12 protein-coding genes and 2 pseudogenes are annotated in these 17705 nt (G+C 72.6%); 7 read left to right on the forward strand and 7 right to left on the reverse strand.

Annotated elements, in window-relative coordinates:
* Positions 1-2: 2 nt before the first annotated feature.
* From rpsP to ftsY, 4 genes and pseudogenes are all read right to left on the reverse strand, one after another.
* Positions 3-425 carry a 30S ribosomal protein S16 gene (rpsP, locus tag POD19_RS10880; RefSeq protein ID WP_049146048.1) on the reverse strand — a complete coding sequence of 141 codons (423 nt, stop codon included), beginning with the start codon at positions 423-425 and terminating at the stop codon, positions 3-5.
* A 200-nt stretch (positions 426-625) separates the two neighbouring features.
* Positions 626-2212 carry a signal recognition particle protein gene (ffh, locus tag POD19_RS10885; RefSeq protein WP_115165098.1) on the reverse strand — a complete coding sequence of 529 codons (1587 nt, stop codon included), beginning with the start codon at positions 2210-2212 and terminating at the stop codon, positions 626-628.
* Between the two features lie 123 nt (positions 2213-2335).
* Positions 2336-3597, reverse strand: a pseudogene (locus POD19_RS10890) (ammonium transporter).
* A 194-nt stretch (positions 3598-3791) separates the two neighbouring features.
* Positions 3792-5000 carry a signal recognition particle-docking protein FtsY gene (gene ftsY, locus POD19_RS10895; RefSeq protein ID WP_186299581.1) on the reverse strand — a complete coding sequence of 403 codons (1209 nt, stop codon included), beginning with the start codon at positions 4998-5000 and terminating at the stop codon, positions 3792-3794.
* A gap of 71 nt (positions 5001-5071) precedes the next feature.
* On the opposite strand from ftsY, the gene POD19_RS10900 reads away from it, so the two are divergent.
* A complete protein-coding gene (locus POD19_RS10900) occupies positions 5072-6376 on the forward strand; it encodes an MFS transporter (protein ID WP_144818383.1) in 1305 nt (434 codons plus the stop codon).
* Positions 6377-6470: 94 nt separating this feature from the next.
* Here the strand turns inward: POD19_RS10900 and wecB are convergent, their stop codons facing one another.
* Entirely contained in the window at positions 6471-7616 is a 1146-nt protein-coding gene (gene wecB / locus POD19_RS10905) for a non-hydrolyzing UDP-N-acetylglucosamine 2-epimerase (protein WP_135039967.1), read from the reverse strand.
* A gap of 177 nt (positions 7617-7793) precedes the next feature.
* On the opposite strand from wecB, the gene POD19_RS10910 reads away from it, so the two are divergent.
* From POD19_RS10910 to POD19_RS10930, 6 genes and pseudogenes are all read left to right on the forward strand, one after another.
* Entirely contained in the window at positions 7794-8681 is an 888-nt protein-coding gene (locus POD19_RS10910; RefSeq protein ID WP_144818381.1) for an ABC transporter permease, read from the forward strand.
* Entirely contained in the window at positions 8678-9553 is an 876-nt protein-coding gene (locus POD19_RS10915) for an ABC transporter ATP-binding protein (protein ID WP_340309465.1), read from the forward strand. The genes POD19_RS10910 and POD19_RS10915 overlap by 4 nt, the downstream gene beginning before the upstream one ends.
* A complete protein-coding gene (locus POD19_RS10920; protein WP_340309466.1) occupies positions 9550-10200 on the forward strand; it encodes a hypothetical protein in 651 nt (216 codons plus the stop codon). The genes POD19_RS10915 and POD19_RS10920 overlap by 4 nt, the downstream gene beginning before the upstream one ends.
* Entirely contained in the window at positions 10173-11345 is a 1173-nt protein-coding gene (locus tag POD19_RS10925) for a hypothetical protein (RefSeq protein WP_340309467.1), read from the forward strand. The genes POD19_RS10920 and POD19_RS10925 overlap by 28 nt, the downstream gene beginning before the upstream one ends.
* Positions 11346-11919: 574 nt before the next feature.
* Positions 11920-12237: pseudogene (locus POD19_RS13045) on the forward strand (glycosyltransferase family 4 protein); the annotation flags it as partial.
* A 77-nt stretch (positions 12238-12314) separates the two neighbouring features.
* Complete coding sequence (locus POD19_RS10930; protein WP_340309468.1) at positions 12315-13937, forward strand: glycosyltransferase; 1623 nt, start codon at positions 12315-12317, stop codon at positions 13935-13937.
* A 55-nt stretch (positions 13938-13992) separates the two neighbouring features.
* Here the strand turns inward: POD19_RS10930 and POD19_RS10935 are convergent, their stop codons facing one another.
* Positions 13993-16092: a glycosyltransferase family 4 protein gene (locus POD19_RS10935; protein ID WP_144818373.1), complete on the reverse strand. Its 2100-nt coding sequence runs from the start codon at positions 16090-16092 to the stop codon at positions 13993-13995.
* Positions 16089-17678, reverse strand: coding sequence for a glycosyltransferase family 4 protein (locus POD19_RS10940; RefSeq protein ID WP_144818371.1), 1590 nt, complete (start codon positions 17676-17678; stop codon positions 16089-16091). Before POD19_RS10940 ends, POD19_RS10935 begins: the two co-directional genes overlap by 4 nt.
* Between the last annotated feature and the right edge of the window lie 27 nt (positions 17679-17705).

The following is a 17705-nucleotide window of genomic DNA, read 5'->3' on the forward strand; positions in this document are numbered from 1 at the left end:
GGTCACTCGGACTTCTCGGCGTCCTCGGCCGGAGCCTCAGCGGCCTCCTCGGACTCGGCCGGGGCCTCCTCCTGCTTCGGCTCCTCCGGCAGGATGACCGAGCCCTTCTCGGGGGCCACGAAGGCCTCCTTCTCGGACTTGGACTTCAGGGTGCCCTCGGCGCCCGACTCGCCCTTGAACTTCTGCCAGTCACCGGTGACCTTCAGCAGCGCGGCGACCTGCTCGGTCGGCTGGGCGCCGACGGAGAGCCAGTACTGGGCGCGCTCCGAGTCGATCTCGATGAACGACGGCTCCTCGGTGGGGTGGTACTTGCCGATCTCCTCGATGGCACGGCCATCGCGGCGGGTGCGCGAGTCCATGACGACGACGCGGTAGAACGGGGCGCGGATCTTGCCGAACCGCTTCAGACGAATCTTGACAGCCACGAGTGTGGTTCTCCTTCAGTGGATCTGGGGGGCCGGGGCACGACGCCGCGTGGGGTCAGCGGGCGTCGACGACCTGGCACACGGAACGGAGCGCAGCGGAGGATAGAGGGTCGTCCGGGCTCACGCTCAGTACCGTGCCATTCTGCCAGATCGGGCGGGCCGGCGCACACCCGGCGCGCCGCGACCGGGCAGCGGGCGACTCAGCGGTCCTTGAGGTACTTCTCGAAGCCCGCCGGCAGGTTGAGGGTGGACGGGTCGAAGCCGTCCATCCCCGCGCCGTCGCGGCCGAACACGGCCCCGGCCTGTGCCTGGGCGGCGCGAGCGCGCCGCTCCTCGATCGCCTTGCGCTCGGCCGCGGCCTTGGCCGGGTTGCCGGACTTCACGCGATCGCGCTTGGCGTTCTTGCCCTTGCCCTTCGCCTTGCGGGAGGCGCCGCCCGGCATCCCGGGCATGCCCGGGATGCCACCGCCGGCGGCCATGCGCTTCATCATCTTCTGCGCCTCGGCGAAGCGCTCGAGCAGGCCGTTGACCTCCGACACGCTCACACCCGAGCCGCGGGCGATGCGGGCACGGCGCGAACCGTTGATGATCTTGGGGGCCACGCGCTCGTGCGGGGTCATCGAGTGGATGATCGCCTCGACGCGGCCGATCGACGACTCGTCGAACTGCTCGAGCTGCTGCCGCATGCCCTGGGCGCCCGGCATCATCATGAGCATCTTCTTCAGCGAGCCCATCTTCTTGAGCTGCTGCATCTGGGCGAGGAAGTCGTCGAGGGTGAAGTCCTCCTGGTCCGCGAACTTGCGGGCCATCTTCTCGGCCTCGCTGCGGTCCCAGTTCTGCTCGGCCTGCTCGATCAGGGAGAGCACGTCGCCCATGTCGAGGATGCGCGAGGCCATGCGGTCCGGGTGGAAGACCTCGAAGTCCTTCAGGCCCTCGCCCGTGGAGGCGAACATGATCGGCTTGCCGGTCACGTGGCGGACGGACAGCGCGGCGCCGCCGCGCGCGTCGCCGTCGAGCTTGGTGAGCACGACGCCGGTGAAGCCGACGCCCTCGTTGAACGCCTGGGCCGTGGCGACGGCGTCCTGGCCGATCATCGCGTCGATGACGAAGAGCACCTCGTCCGGGTCCACGGCGGCGCGGATGTCCGCGGCCTGCTGCATGAGCTCGGCGTCCACACCGAGGCGGCCCGCGGTGTCGATGATGACCACGTCGTGGTACTTCGTGTTGGCCTCGGCGACGCCGTCGCGGGCCACCTGAACCGGGTCGCCCGTGGCGGCCTCGAACTCGGAGGAGACGCCGGGGTGCGGCGCGTAGACCGGGACCCCGGCGCGCTCGCCGCCGACCTGCAGCTGCTTCACGGCGTTCGGGCGCTGGAGGTCGCAGGCCACGAGCAGCGGGGTGTGGCCCTGGGACTTGAGCAGGTGGGCGAGCTTGCCGGCGAGGGTCGTCTTGCCGGCGCCCTGCAGGCCCACGAGCATGATGACGGTGGTGCCCGTCTTGGCGTGCTGGATGCGCCGGGTCTCGCCGCCGAGGATGCCCACGAGCTCCTCGTTGACGATCTTCACGACCTGCTGGCCCGGGTTCAGGGCCTGGGCCACCTCGGCACCGAGGGCGCGCTCCTTGATCTGCGCGATGAACTGGCGGACCACGGGCACGGCGACGTCGGCGTCCAGGAGGGCGCGGCGGATCTCGCGTGCGGTGGCGTCGATGTCCGCCTCGCTCAGCCGCCCCTTGCCCTTGAGGCTGCGGAAGGTGGCTGTGAGGCGGTCGGACAGGGAGTTGAACACGGCGGGTGTGATCCTTCGAAGCGGGGTCGACTGATCCGGACGCGGTCGGTCGCGGGCGCCGCGGCATCCACCGCGGCGCCCGCCAAGCCTAGCAACCGACCGGCCTCACCCGTCCGCGGCGGCTCACCGCGCCTCGGCGGGGACGGGCACCCCGCCGAAGCCGACGTCGTAGGCCGACTCGTCGTGCAGGGTCAGATCGACGCCCCGCTCCTCGTCCTCCTTGCTCACCCGCAGGCCCATGGTCCCGCGCAGGACCAGGGCGATGGCGGTGGTCACCACGGCGGTGAAGACCACGGCGACGAGCACGGCCACCGTCTGGGCCACCAGGAGACCGGCGTCTCCGCCGTAGAACAGGCCCGCCCGGCCCTCGTCCGGCAGGGCGAAGAAGCCGATCAGCACGGTGCCCAGGATGCCGGCGGTGAGGTGCACACCGACGACGTCGAGCGAATCGTCGAAGCCGAGGCGGTACTTGAGGTTGACCGCGAGCGCGCTGGCCGCACCGGAGACCAGGCCGATCACCACGGCCCCCAGGGGGCTCACATAGGCGCACGCGGGCGTGATGGCGACCAGGCCCGAGACGATCCCGGACGCGGTGCCGATCGAGGTCGGCCGGCCGCGGCGCAGCCACTCCACGAACACCCAGCCGAGCATGCCGGCGGCGCCGGCGGCGAGGGTGTCCACCCAGATCAGCCCGAGCTCGTCGACACCGCCCGCCGCGCCCCCGTTGAACCCGAACCAGCCGAACCAGAGCAGGGCCGCGCCGAGCATGGTGAACGGGACGTTGTGCGGCCGGTGGCCGGGGTCCACGCCGAAGCCGTGGCGCTTGCCCAGCAGCAGCGCGAGCACGAGGGCGGCCACGCCGGCGCTGATGTGCACCACGAGCCCGCCGGCGAAGTCGAGGGCCTCCCCAGGCGGGCGCCGATGGCGCCGTCCGCGGAGAGGAGCCCGCCGCCCCACACCATGTAGGCCAGCGGCGCGTAGACGACGGTGGTCCAGACGGGCACGAAGACGCACCACGTGACGAACTTGAAGCGGTCGGCCACCGCGCCGGAGATGAGGGCGACCGCGATGATCGCGAAGGTGGCGCCGTAGGCCGCGGCGACAAGCCCGCCCTCGGCCATCGTGCCGGTCAACCCGAGGTCACCGGCGGGGTTCCCCACCACCCCGGCCCACCCGTCGCCGCCGGTCATCCCGTGGACCCACAGGACCCAGACGACTCCGACGAGGCCCATCGAGACGAAGGACATCATGATCATGTTGAGCGAGGACTTCGCGCGGGTCATGCCGCCGTAGAAGATGGCCAGTCCGGGTGTCATGAGCAGGACCATCGCCGCGCTCGTCACCATCCACACTGTCCCTGCGTCCAGGACGTTCGACTCCTCCATGGGGGTCTCCTTCGGTCCGGGCCGCGAGCCGGGGGCGAACGCCCGTCCCGCGGCGTCGCTGCCCGGCCCCGATCGGGGCCGATGGAGGGACGATACCGGAGAAGTGGGCCACGCCACACGTCGATGACGTCTCCGTGACAGGGAAGGGCCCCTCCCGACGTCGTCGGGAAGGGCCCTGGACCGGGTGCGGGACGTCAGTCGGCCAGCAGCGCGTCCACGAAGCCCTCGGCGGTGAACGGCGCGAGGTCATCGGGGCCCTCGCCGAGGCCGATCAGCTTGACGGGCACGCCGAGCTGGCGCTGGATGGCGATCACGATGCCGCCCTTGGCGGTGCCGTCCAGCTTGGTCAGCACGATGCCGGTGACGTCCACGACCTCGGCGAACACCTTCGCCTGGGTCAGGCCGTTCTGGCCCGTGGTGGCGTCGAGCACGAGCAGGACCTCGTCCACCTCGGCCTGCTTCTCGATGACGCGCTTGATCTTGCCGAGCTCGTCCATGAGGTTGGCCTTGTTCTGCAGGCGGCCCGCGGTGTCCACGAGCACGACGTCGACGCCCTCGGCGATGCCGCGCTCCACGGCCTCGAAGGCGACGGACGCCGGGTCGGCGCCCTCCTTCTCGGAGCGGACGGTCTCGACGCCCACGCGGGCGCCCCACGTGGCGAGCTGCTCGGCGGCGGCGGCGCGGAAGGTGTCCGCGGCGCCGAGCACGACGGTGCGGTCCTCCGCCACGAGCACACGGGCGAGCTTGCCCACGGTGGTGGTCTTGCCGACGCCGTTGACGCCCACGACCATGGTCACGGCGGGGCGGTCGCCCTTGCGGGTCGCGGCGAGCCGGCGGTCCATCGAGGGGTCCACCATCGCCACGAGCTCCTCGCGCAGCAGGGTGCGCACCTGCTCGGGGTCACGCGTGCCCTCGACCGTGACGCGGGCCTTGAGGCGGTCGACGAGCTCCAGGGTGGGCTCGGTGCCGAGGTCCGCCATCAGCAGCGTCTCCTCGATCTCGTCCCACACGTCGTCGTCGATGCGGTCCTGGGACAGCAGCGCCAGCAGGCCCTTGCCGAAGACGTTGTTGGACTTGAGCAGGCGGGCCCGCAGGCGGGCCAGGCGTGAGCCGGCGGCCTCGGGCCGCTCGTACTCGGGCTTCGCCGGGGCGGTCTCCACCTCCTCGACGACGGCGGGCTCCGGCTCGGCGACGACGGGCGGCGCCTCGTGGACCTCGGGGCGTTCCAGGACGGCGGTGGAGCCCGACGGGGCCGCGTGCCGCGGACTCGGGCGCGGGTCGTCCGCGTCCCGCACTCCCTGGTACGAGCCCTTCGGCGGGGCGGGGCGCCGGTCCAGCAGGCCGACGAGCACGCCGCCCAGCAGCAGGGCGGCCACGACTGAGACTATGAGCACGATTTCCACGGGCCCAGTCTGTCACACGGGTCCTCGCCCGCCCCGGGTCGCACACCCGGCACCGTGCGAGGATGGCGGTCATGCCGTCGTCGTCCGCCCGCTCCTCGCGGGTCCCCCTGCCCCGTGAGATCAAGGTCCTCGTCGCCGCCGCGTTCATCATCGCGATCGGCTTCGGCATCATCGCCCCGCTGCTGCCGCAGTACGCGGCGACGTTCGACGCGTCCGCCGTCGGGGTGGCCGCCGTCGTGTCCGCGTTCGGGCTGACCCGCCTCCTGTTCGCCCCGGTCTCCGGCAAGCTGACGAACCGGCTCGGCGAGACGCCCGTGTACATGACGGGCGTGCTGATCGTGGCCGCGTCCATGTTCCTGGTGGCCTTCGCGCAGACCTTCCCGCAGCTGCTCCTCTTCCGGGCGCTCGGCGGCGTCGGCTCCACCCTCTTCACCGTGTCCGCGATGGCGTTCCTGGCCCGCAAGTCCCCGCCCACGATGCGTGGCCGCATCTCGGGCGCCTACGCATCCGCGTTCCTGATCGGCAACATCGTGGGTCCGATCGTGGGCTCCGCCCTGTCCGTGTTCGGGTACCGGGCCCCGTTCCTCATCTACGGCAGCTCCCTGGTGGTGGCGGCGGCCCTCGTCTTCTTCCTGCTCAAGGACACCCGGCTCGCGGACCGCGCCGTCCGGGACGCGCGCCCGGCCATGCCGGTCCGGGAGGCCCTGGCCAACCCGTCCTACCGGGCGGCGCTGGTCTCCTTCTTCGCCAACGGCTGGGCGACGTTCGGGGTGCGGAACTCGGTGATGCCCCTGTTCGCGGCGAGCGCGTTCGCCGGCACGGCGCTGCTGGGCTGGGAGGTGGACGGCGCGCTCATGGCGGGCCTGGCCCTGTCCGTGTTCGCGCTCGGCAACGTCACCGCCGTGACGTTCAGCTCGCGGCTGTCCGACCGGCATGGACGCCGTCCGCTGATCCTGGCGGGCCTGCTCGTCATGGCCGTCACCACCGGGGTGATCGGCTGGATGAGCTCGCCCGCGCTCTTCCTGCTCGCGTGCCTGCTGGCCGGCGCCGGCACGGGCACCCTCAACGCCCCGCAGCAGGCGGCCATCGGCGACGTCGTCGGCCAGGGGCGGCGCTCCGGCGCTGTGATGTCCACCGCCCAGATGTCCGCCGACCTGGGCGCCATCTCCGGTCCGCTGCTGGCCGGGCTCGTGGTGGACACCGCCGGCTACGGATGGGCGTTCGCGCTCACCGGCGGCGTCATCCTGCTCGGCGCGCTCGCGTGGTGGCGTGCTCCGGAGACCAATCTGCCGATCGTGCCCGGCGGGCCCCGCACCGGGTCCCTGCCGCTGGTCCGCCCGGAGGACGCCCGGGTGACCCCGCGCGAGGACGGGTGAAGTCGGGGGCACGCACGAGGCCGCCGTCCCCGCGGGGACGGCGGCCTCGTGACGTCGACGGGGTGGGTGTCCCCGTCCGGGGGTGTGGTGCGGCTCAGGCGCCGTCGAAGGCCGGCAGCCGCTCGCCCACGCCGAGCAGCTCGGCGATCGCCGAGACCGTGCGCTCGGCCGCGCGGCCGTCGCCGTAGGGGTTCACCGCCTGGGACATCGCGCTGTACGCGGCCTCGTCCGTCAGCAGGCGGGTGACCTCGGTGACCACGACCTCCTCGTCCGTGCCGATCAGACGCACGGTGCCGGCGGTCACGGCCTCGGGACGCTCGGTGTTCTCGCGCATCACGAGGACGGGCTTGCCCAGCGACGGGGCCTCCTCCTGGACGCCGCCGGAGTCCGTCAGCACGACGGTGGCCACAGACAGCAGGTGGGTGAACTCGCCGTAGGCGAGGGGCTCGGTCACGAGCACGTTCTCGCGGCCCTCGATCTCCGGCAGGATCGCCTCGCGCACCACCGGGTTGCGGTGCGCCGGCAGGACGAAGGTGACGTCGGGGTGGTCCGCGGCCAGGCGGGCCAGGGCGCGCCCGACGCCGCGCATCGCGTCGCCCTGGTTCTCGCGCCGGTGGGTCGTGACCAGGACGACGCGACGGCCCGACGCCTCCAGCTCGGCCAGACGCTCGTCCTCGAACGGCACCTGGTGGCCGACGGCCTCCAGCAGCGCGTCGATCACGGTGTTGCCCGTGACGTAGACGTCCTCCGCGGCCACGGCCTCGCGCAGCAGGTTGTCCCGGCTCACGGTGGTCGGGGGCAGGTGCAGCGCCGAGATCTGGCTGGTGATCTTGCGGTTGGCCTCCTCCGGGAACGGGGAGAGGATGTCGAAGCTGCGCAGGCCCGCCTCGGCGTGGACCACGGGGATGCCGCGGTTGAAGGCGGCGACGGCGCCCGCCGTCGAGGTCGTGGTGTCGCCCTGGACGACGACGGCGTCCGGCCGCTCCTGCTCGAGGACGGCGTCGAGCCCGTCGAGGGTGCGGGCGAACACGCCGTTGAGGGTCTGGCGCGGCTGGATGATGTTCAGGTCGTGGTCCGGGACGATGCCGAACAGCTCGTTGACCTGGTCCAGCATCTCGCGGTGCTGCCCCGTGACGGTCACCACGCACTCGAACCGCTCGTCGGCCTGCAGCGCCTTGACGATGGGGGCCACCTTGATGGCCTCCGGGCGGGTTCCGTAGATGGGCATGACCTTGGGCACAGTTGCTCCTCTTGACTGGACGACGGGCAGCGGGCGCGGCCCCATCAGGCTCGACGCGGGCGCGAGCTGGCGCCAGTCTACTGACGGCGCGGCCGCACCACCGGTTGCTAGAGTGGCGACTCGCGGCGGGCCGCCCCGGCCCGCCTTCCCGCCTGCATGAAGAGAGGCCGCGACGGCATGTCAGACACCGGCGACCCCCGCGTCCCGAGCGGCACCGCGGTCCTGACCGTGGAGGGAGCCAGCCTGCGCCGAGTGGGTGCCCGCCCGGGCCTGGCGCGCTACCTGGCCTCCCTCTGGGAGTACCGCTCGTTCATCCTGTTCGACTCCCGCTCCCGGATCGCCGGGGCGAACTCCGTCAACGCACTCGGCCGCGTCTGGATGGTCCTCAACCCGATCCTCGACGGCGCGGCGTACTTCCTCGTGTTCGGGCTGCTGCTGGGCACCGGCCGCGGCGTGCCGAACTTCCTCGGCTACTTGATCATCGGCGTGTTCCTGTTCCGCTACACCTCGAGCGCCATCACGGCGGGGTCCCGTTCGATCTCGACCAACCTCTCCATCGTCCGCGCCTTCCGCTTCCCGCGGGCCACCCTGCCGATCGCGACGAACATCCGAGAGCTGATGCTCTTCGGCCCGACGCTGGTGGTGATGCTGGTGCTGGTCCTCGCCATCCCGCCGATGGAGCAGATCACGTGGCGCTGGCTGCTGCTGATCCCGCTGCTGGCGCTGCAGACGCTGTTCAACGTCGGCGCCTCCCTCCTGCTGGCCCGCTACGTGGCCCGCTGGTCCGACCTGTCCAACCTCATCGCGTTCGGCACCCGGATCTGGCTCTACGTCTCCGCCGTGTTCTTCAGCACCGACCGCTTCGCGAACATCCCGCCGATGATGACCGCCATGCACCTGAACCCCCTGTACTGCGTCCTGGACATCGCGCGACAGTCCCTGCTGTACGCCTCCGACGCGGACCCGATGCGGTGGATCGTCCTCGCGGCCTGGACGGCGGCCCTGCTCGTGGTGGGGACCGTGGTGTTCTGGCGCGCCGAGGAGACCTACGGGGAGGAACGATGAACGCGGAACCCCTGAGCCCCTCCGTCGTCGTCGACGAGGCGTCCATGACCTACCGCGTCCTCTCGGCCGAAGCGGTCCAGCCCCACCGGGGCCTGCGGGATCGGGTCCGCGCCGCCCGCGGCGTGCGCACCACGGAGGTCCAGGCGCTGCAGCCGCTGTCGTTCGTGGTGGGGCGCGGCGAGTCCGTGGGCGTGATCGGCACGAACGGGTCCGGCAAGTCCACCCTGATGAAGCTCATCACCGGCCAGATGCGCCCGACCACCGGCCACATCTACGCGACCTCCACGCCCGTGATGCTGGGCGTCAACGCCGCACTCGTGCGCCAGGTCTCCGGTGAGGACAACATCCGTCTGGGCTGCCTGGCGATGGGGATGTCCCGCGCGGAGACGGAGGCCAAGCGGGACACCGTCGTCGCCCTGTCCGGCCTCGACGACCACGCGCTCCAGCTGCCGCTCAAGGCGTACTCCTCGGGCATGGCCGCGCGCCTGCAGTTCGCGATCGCCACCTCGGTGGACCCGGACATCCTCGTGATCGACGAGGCGCTCAACACGGGCGACGCCCAGTTCCGCGAGCGCACGCGCCAGCGGCTCGACGAGCTGCGCGAGCAGGCCGGCTGCGTGTTCCTGGTCAGCCACTCCCTCAGCACCATCCAGGAGATGTGCCAGCGCGTGATCTGGATCGAGCGGGGCGTCCTGACGATGGACGGCAGCCCTCGCGCCGTGACGCGCGGCTACAACCTCTACGCCCGGGCCATGGCCCAGGGGCGGACCGAGGAGGCCCAGGAAATCCTCGAGCGCAAGCAGTCAGAGCTCGTGCGGGAGCGCATCGCGTGGACCGGCGGCGAGCGGCCCACCGGGATCACCGCGCTGTGAACACGGCCGGGGCGCGGCTGCGGCGCTGGGCGGGCCGGGCCCGCATCGTGGGCGAGCGCGCGGCCGCCACGGCCGCCGACGCCGGCGCCTCGGCCCTCCGCGCGGCGCGCGGCGCCCGGGGCGCGGCCACCCTCCCGGAGCGCACCTGGCGTGCGGCGGACGTGCACGTGCCGGACGCGGCGACCGCGCTTCCGCTCCCGGCTGCGGCGGCGCTGCGCCGCGCCCTGACGGGTGCGCGCGTGCCCTCCCTCGACGCGTTCTCCCCCCTCGGGCCCCGGCCGGCCGCCGCGCCGGCCGTCCTGCTCCTGCCGGTGGACGAGCCGGCCGCGCGCGGCTGGTCCGTCGAGGCGGCCGCCGAGCTGGCCGCCCGGCGCTGCGCGGACCTGGAGATGCCCGCCGGCGCGCCCGGCCTGCACACGGTGCTGGTGACGGACCCCGCCTCCCGCGTTGCCCTGACCGCCGCCCTGCGCACCGCCGGGGCCCGCCTCCCCGGGGTGCTCGTCGTCGCGTGCCCGGACCCGGCGACGGCGGCCGGCCGGGCGCGGGCCCTGGCCGCACTGGGGCTCGTCGACGCGGTCCTCGCCCCGGAGGGGACCCGGCTGGACCCCCGCTCGCCCGCGTGGCCGCACGCGCGGGCCGTGCCGTGATCGGACCGGACCGGGCAGCCGAGACGTGGGAGCGCCTGGCCGCCGCCGGCCGGGCGGCGCGCCTGGACTTGCTCACGCCCGCCGAGGCCGCCGGCCCACCCGCCGCACCGGCGCCCCGGGTGCGGGTGACCGCGGAGCCGCGCCGCGTCGTCGTCGCCGGCCACGACCTGAAGTTCGCGGGCGCGCTGATGGACCAGCTGCGCGCAGACGGGCACGAGGTGCGCGTGGACGCCTGGCGCGGCCACGCCCGCCACGACGTCGAGCGCAGCCGCGCCCTGGCCGCGTGGGCGGACGTGGTGCACTGCGAATGGAGCCTCGGCAATCTCGCCTGGTACTCCCGGCACCTGGACTCTCCGCACCGCACCACGCGGTTGACCAGCAGGCTCCACCTGCAGGAGGCGGGCACCGCGTTCCCGTCCCGGGTGCGTCAGGACGCCCTGGACGAGTGGGTGTTCGTGGCCGAGCACGTGCGCGCCCAGGTGCTGCGGGACACCCGCTTCCCGGCCGCGCGGACCTCGGTGGTGCCGAACGCGGTGGCCGTGCCGCCCACGCTCCCGGACGGCGACGACGACCGGCGCTTCGTGCTCGGGCTGGTCGGCGTGCTGCCCGAGCGGAAGGGACTGCACCGCGCCCTCGACCTGCTGGCCACGCTCCGCCGGACCGAGCCCCGCCACACGCTGCGGATCCGCGGCCACCACCCGGAGGAGGTCGGCTGGATGGCGCAGCGCCCCGCCGCGGCGGCCTACTACCGGGCGCAGCTGCACCGCATCGAGACCGACCCGCTGCTCGCCGGCGCCGTGACCTGGGACCCCCACGGGCCGGACATGCCCGCGTGGTACGCCCGGGTGGGCGTCGCGCTCTCCGTCTCGGACTTCGAGTCGTTCCACTTCACGCTGCCCGACGGCGCCGCGCACGGCTGTCTGCCAGCCGCACTCGCGTGGGCGGGCGCCGACCTGCTCTACCCCGCCGCGTGGCTGAGCCCGGACGTGGCCACCATGGCCGCGGCCCTTCGCCGGACGACGGCCGACGCGCGGGCCTGGCGGTCCGCCGTGGCCCAGGCCCGGCGAGACGTGGCGCACACCTATGCTGAGGAGGACGTCGTGCCTCGGCTGGTCCGTCGGATCCTGGGGGGCGCCGCCACCTGACCCTGCTGAGAAGGAGCCCCATGCCCGTCACCACGCCCGCCCCCCGCCGACCCCGGATGGCCATGCTCGTGGGCAACCATGTGGTCGGTGACTCCCGGGTCGAGAAGGCTGCGGACTCCGCAGCGCAGGCCGGCTACGACGTCGTCGTCGTCGGGACCGCGCACCGGACGGTGCCCCACCTCGGGCGGTATCGCGATGTCCCTGTGCTGCGCGTCCCGGTCGCCTACACCCGATACCGGGCCTGGCTCACGCTCCACGACCCGACGCTGATGGACGGGACGGACTGGGACCACGCGCTGTCCCAGGACGAGGCCACGCGAGTCCAGCGTGCCGATCCTGCGTCGGAGGCACCGGGGGCTGGGCCCAGGCGACGTTGCGCGGTGCCTCGCCCCACTCGCTTCCGGACCGTCTGCGGGGACGGCTCGCGCGGACGGCGAGGACCATCGATGCCTGGGCCGGGCCCTCCGACCCCGGTCGGCTGCCGGCTGCGGCTCACGCGGGTATAAGGCGGCTTGGCCGAGCCGCCGCCAATCTGAGAGCCGGACGGACCCAGGGCTGGCGCCATGTCTGGCCGATGATCGCTGACTTCGAGGACGCCTTCCTCCCCGCGCTCATCGAGCTCGATCCTGACATCATCCATGTGCACGACCGGCACCCGATGCCGGCGGTGGACGCCTACTCGCGCTACCGCGCCGCCCTCGGCCTTCCCCCGGTGCCGTGGGTCTACGACGCGCACGAGTGGATCCCCGGCCAGGCCATGGTCGGTCCCGTCGACCAGCGCATCGGCTGGAAGGCGATGGAAGCCGAGCTGATTCACCGTGCGGACGCGGTCCTGTCGGTCACCGAAGGGCTCGGCGACCGTATGCGGGACTACCACGGGCTGTCGGCCACGCCGTCCACGGTGGCGAACGCCCCCTGGGCCCGCCGCACGCCGATGGACCCCGACGACCGACGTCCGCTCCGCACCGAGTGCGGCCTGGACGACGCCACCCCCTCCTCGTCTACATCGGCCGGGTGGCCAAGGTCCGCGGAGTCCTCACCGCAGTGGACGCGCTCCGTCATCTACCGGAGGTCCATCTTGCCTTCGTCGCCTCCGCTGGAGAGTCCCAGCGCGCCCAGATCCGGGACCGCGCGCTCGAGGTCGGCGTCGCCGACCGGGTCCACATCGTCGACTACGTGCCGTCCGACTCGGTCACGTGGTACGTGTCCTCGGCCGACATCGGGCTCAGCCCGCTGCTACCGACGCCGGCACATGAGAGCGCCCTGGCCACCAAGCTGCGGGAGTGCCTGCTCGCCGGCCTCCCCCTGGTGGTCTCCGACCTGCGAGAGCAGGCCCGATTCGTGACGAGCCAGGGCGTCGGTCTGACGCATGTGCCGGGTGACGCGCAGGACCTCGCGAGCGCGGTCCGCGAGGTGCTGACCGACCTGCCGCGCTTCCGAGCGGCGGTCGCGGACCCTCGAGTCCAGGACGCGCACCGCTGGGAGGCCTCAGAACGCGTCCTCACGGAGGTCTGGTCCGGCCTGGTGCCGGCCCCGCCGGCAACGCAGACGCATGACCCCGCGACTGATACTGACGCGCTCGTTCAGCCCCTGGTGCTCGTCGGCACGTCCGCCGCGGCGGCGGAGCTCCTGTCCGCTTGGCGCCGTTCCGGCCGGGACGGCGAGCTCCGTGCGCCCCGCCCTGCGCCCGAGACGCCCGCGGGATTCGTGGGCTCCCCCGGCGGGCTCGGCGCAGCGCTGAGCGAATGGGTCCACGACGACGTCCGCTCGGCGGCCCTGGTGTACGACGGCACTGGCCCGGCCGCAGGCCGAGCGGAGGGCTCGATCGACCAGGAAGTGCGCTCGCTGGCCCGGCGGGGCCGCCCGGTGGCCGTCCTCGCCGGGGACACGCCCCTGGCCGACCCGCGCGTCCGACGCCGGCTCGTCCCCGGCCACCCCTGGCGTCAGCTGGACACGCCCACGTGGGAGCGCGTCCAGCGACAGAGCCGACGGGCGGCCCAGCCGATCCTGGACGCGGCCCGGTTCGGCGCTCCGGTCCTCACGCACAGCCGGATCGACGCCGCCCTGGTCCCCGACGCCGTCTGGCTGCCCCGCCCGGTGCTCGCCGACGAGGCCGCCTCCTCCCGAGGCGAGAGGACCGTGCTCATCGTCCCGGCGGCACGCACGGCCCAGGAGCAGCGCGCCGTCGCCGCACTCGTCGAGCGGCTCGCCGCCGACGGCGTGACGGTCCATGCCCCGAGCCGTGCGCGGTTCGAGCGCCGCGGCGTCGGTGCATGGGACGTGGCGGTCGTCGTGGACGCCCTCTGCCTGGGCGAACCGTCGGCGGCGGCCGAGGCGGCCTGGGGCCGCGGCGCCGTCGTCATCGGCGGCCCCGTCCTGCACCTCGACGAGACGGCGCAGGCGGACATCCCGCCGGTGGTCGAGACCACGCCGACCGACCTGGTGGCCGTGGTCGGAGACGTGCTGGCGGAGGACGCAGCGGCCTTCGCGGCCCGCGTCGAGAGCGGCCTCCGCTACGCGCGGGCCGTCCACGATCCTGCCGTTGTGGCCGACCGGCTCGCGGCAGCATTGGGGCTCGCGGACCACGCCTGAGCGGACGGTGAAGGGCGCCCTCCCAACCGGAGGGCGCCCTTCACGCAGCGATGCGTCAGTCCTGGAGCAGTCGCGCACGCACCTCGGCGATGCGCGCGTCCCAGGACTGGGTGTGCCGCGCCTCGGCGAGCCCCGGCGCGCCCACCGTCGTGAGCTCCTCGATGCCGTCGCGCACGCCGGTGGCCGAACGCTCGCACGCCACCCCCAGACCGTTATCCTCCACGAAGGAGGCGATCCCCATGTCCTCGAAGCAGAGGATGGGGAAGCCGTGCTCGAGCATGCTCACCGTCTTGTAGGGGAAGCTGAACCGGGCGTACTCGCTGTCGAGGAGGATCACCCCGAAGCAGTCCGCCGTCCGGGGACGGTAGTGGTCCAGCTCGGCCGTGATGAGTCGCACCCGCTCGTCCACCGGGATGCCGTGTCGCTGGAGGTCAGCCGCCAGGCGGCCCTTCTCGGCCTCACGGACCACGAAGTCGAGGAGGAACCGCCCGTCGAGCCCATCGATGCTCTCCAGGTAGCGATCCATGCTGTAAACGCTGTTGAGTCCTCCCGCGTAGAGGAGGGTGATGCCCGGCTCGGAGCCACGGGCGGCCTCAGGACCAACGACGTTCCCGGGGTCAACGCCCGGCGGGGACGGGAACCAGTCCCGTCCTTCAAGGCCGTGCCGCCTCAGGAGGTCGTCGAAGCCCTGCCCGGACGCGTCGCTCGGAGCGAGGAGCAGGTCGGCCGCGCCTCCCATCTCGTCGAGCTCGTGGAGGCCGAGGTCGACGAGCGTCGACCGCGTGTCCTCGTCGACGAGATAGCCCTCGACATCATCGAGCCAGTGCAGGTCGCGGACGAACCAGGCACTCCGGCCGCCCCGGCGACCGAACTCCCGGACCAGGTCCGCAACGTCCTCGATCAACGCGGCGTCAGGGATGGGTGACGTGCTGTTCTCGCCGTAGAGGAGGCCTGCCGGACGTCCGCTGTCGAGCAGTGCGGCGAGCTGACGCGCCCTGCGGTCGAAGAGCGCCCGGTTCGCGAAGATGCGCAGTGCCGGCTCCGGACGGTCCATCGCATCCGCCATATTGCGGATCCGCTGCGGACGCGCGCCATCGGTGCGGTCCTGCAGGGGCGCGACGGAGAAGAACACGTCGACCGGCCCGGTGCCCCGGTGGACGGCCAGCTCCTCGTGGCCGTCCGGGTGGTCGGCAGCCAGCAGGTCGTCCCAGATCGGCAGCACGTCGACGCCGGCAGGGACGGTCCGCGGGTGGGTCACCGGCACCGGGGCCGGGGCCTCCCCGCGGCTCATCGCGGCGGCGAGCTCCGCGACGCGCACCCCACGGCCAAGCGTTTGGATTCCGAGCTCCCTGGACAGAGTGGCCGAGCCGATCGTCGCCTCGACCACGAGCCGGCCGCGGTCGCCGGAGACAGCCCCCAGGATCGCGGCGTGGTGCGCCGACGACCCCAGGACGATGAGCTGGGTGAACCCGGACAGTCGGTGGCGCACGGTCGGGGCGAAGCGCCGCTTCCGCACGAGATCGCGGCGATGAAACAGGGACTCGACGGTGACACCGGTGATCTCGGCATCAGGCCCGAGCTCGGCACGCAGACCCTCCACGTGGAGCCGGAGCCGCTCAGGGTCCATCGACTCCGGGTGGAGGACGCCGACGCGGACCTCGTCCTGACGGGACAGGCAGGGCGTCTCATCCTCCAGCAGCTGGGCGGACCGAAGGTGCGCGGCCCGCGAGCCCTTGGCACAGGCCTTGTCCATCTCCCATTCGTCCTCGAGGAGCAGCAGCCCGGTGCCGGCGAGCAGCGTCTCGAAGTCCGCCGCCTGCTCGGCGCGGGCGGCGGAGAAGTCCAGGTCGCCGCGCCCGAGGATGGGGACGAACGGGAGGGACAAGTCGTCGGCCGCCATCGCACCCGCCGGGAGGCCGAAGGTGACGACGTGGTCGATCCCGCAGCGCTCGATGTACTGGGTGAAATAGCCCGTGGCCAACGGTGAGCGCTTGAGCCGATACCCGCGCATCCACAGCGGCACCGGCACGCCGTAGGTCAACCACTGCCCGTTCACGTCATAGATGTGGACGGTGTGGCCGTTCTCCTGCAGGCGGCTGACGGCCTGCCCCTGGAACGGGCCGAAGCCTCGGGTCAGGACGAGGACGTGGCTCATGCAGCAGGCCTTTCGTTGGGGGCGGCGGACTCCGTCAGGCCCATGATCTCCAGCTCCCGTAGGACGGTCGCAGCGGCGCCGCACTGTGCGGCGGCACGGGCGGTGGCGGCATGGGACAGCCGCTGGAACTCGTCCGGGTCGCCCATCACACGCTCTATGCCGGCGGCGAGCGCCGCGGCGTCCTCGGGGCCGGCAACGATCGCGGAGTCCGTGTCGACGAACTCGGGGATCGCCGTGACCAGGTTGGTGACGGCGACGAGCCCGGAGGACATGCCCTCATCCCGGGACACGCCCTGGGAGTCCAGGCGGCTGGGCACGAGGAGCATCCCGTGGGTCTTGTGGAGGGCGGCGACCTCCTCCTGGGAGACGAAGCGACGCAGGATCCGCACGTTCGGGTGATGGCCGAGCTCGCTCTCGAACTCCCCGAAGTACTTGCCGTCGCCGATGATCGTCACCTCGATACGGTCCCAGAACGGCCCGCCAGCGAGACGCTGCAGGATGTCGATGGCGATGTCGTTGCCGTACTTGCGGCTGGCAGCGCTGCGGACCCAAAGGAGCTTGAACCGCTGCTCGTCCGGCTTGGGGACGAAGTTGAAGAGGTCCGTGTCGATGAGGTTGTGCACGATGCGGGTGCGGTGAGGCGGGAAGACCACGCCCATGTCGTCCGTGACCGCCCGGCGCCACCAGTCCGAGACGAAGATGTAGCTCGCTGGCTGGTGCTCGTGACGGGTGACCCTGCGCCAGAAGCGCTGGAGCTGGAGGGTGCGGTCGATGCCGCGCTCGAGCTCAGTGCCCGAGCTGAAGTTGAACACCCGACGGATCCAGCGGTCGCACTCGTACCCATGCAGGAACACATGGAGGTCGAGCTCGCCCGCGAACGGCTCAAGATGGGTCCACATCAGCTCGTTGAGGAAGTGCACGCTGGCGTTGGCATACCGCTGCCGCTGTAGGACCTCTGTGATCTCCGAGCCGTCGCCGGACAGAACCCGCACACCGTCGTACTCGTAGACGCGGCGAGGCCTCGAGGGGGCCGCGAGGACCACGTCCACCTGTACACCGGCAGCCTGGTAGTGCTTGATGCGGCGGTGGACGAAGCCGTTGCCGTACTCCCGGCCCACGTCGGGGTAGTCGTTCGCCACCACGAGGTGCCGGGGGGCAGTGCCAGCGTCCGGCTGGCCAGCGAGATATCGCTGGGCGAGCTCCGCTGCAGTCCCGGCCTCGTCGTCTTCCTCGGCGGCGGAGCCGTCGCCGACCGCCAATGCCGGGGCTGCGGCGGCGGCCTGGAGCGCGTCCACCCGGTCGAGTGCCTCGTCGAGACGGCGGCGCAGGACCGCGTTCTCCAGCGCGATCATCGGGAAGACCTCATCCGTGCCGTACGTCTCCCCGATCCATGCCGGGTCGACGGCGAGGAGATCCGACGCCCGTTCTCCGCCGGCCGACTTCGCCTGAATAGCAGCCTTTGCCTGGACAGTCGTCGCGGCGGGGCGGACGACGAGCCTCCGGAGCCGGCGCACGGCCGGGGCGTCCTGCGGGAGCGCATCGAACGCACCGCGGAGGAACGTCGGGGCGGGCTCTGGGAGTGACATCGCACGACGGGCCGCGCGGCGGACGGC

Origin of the sequence: Micrococcus sp. GPGPB33, from assembly GCF_037853785.1 — a bacterium.
Taxonomy (GTDB): Bacteria; Actinomycetota; Actinomycetes; order Actinomycetales; family Micrococcaceae; genus Micrococcus; species Micrococcus luteus.

Bases quoted from the DNA above. Each gene is read 5' to 3' on its own strand.
- POD19_RS10910 (WP_144818381.1), top strand. From the start codon at position 7,794: ATGTCAGACACCGGCGACCCCCGCGTCCCGAGCGGCACCGCGGTCCTG.
- POD19_RS10935 (WP_144818373.1), bottom strand. From the start codon at position 16,092: ATGAGCCACGTCCTCGTCCTGACCCGAGGCTTCGGCCCGTTCCAGGGG.
- POD19_RS10900 (WP_144818383.1), top strand. From the start codon at position 5,072: ATGCCGTCGTCGTCCGCCCGCTCCTCGCGGGTCCCCCTGCCCCGTGAG.
- POD19_RS10915 (WP_340309465.1), top strand. From the start codon at position 8,678: ATGAACGCGGAACCCCTGAGCCCCTCCGTCGTCGTCGACGAGGCGTCC.
- POD19_RS10940 (WP_144818371.1), bottom strand. From the start codon at position 17,678: ATGTCACTCCCAGAGCCCGCCCCGACGTTCCTCCGCGGTGCGTTCGAT.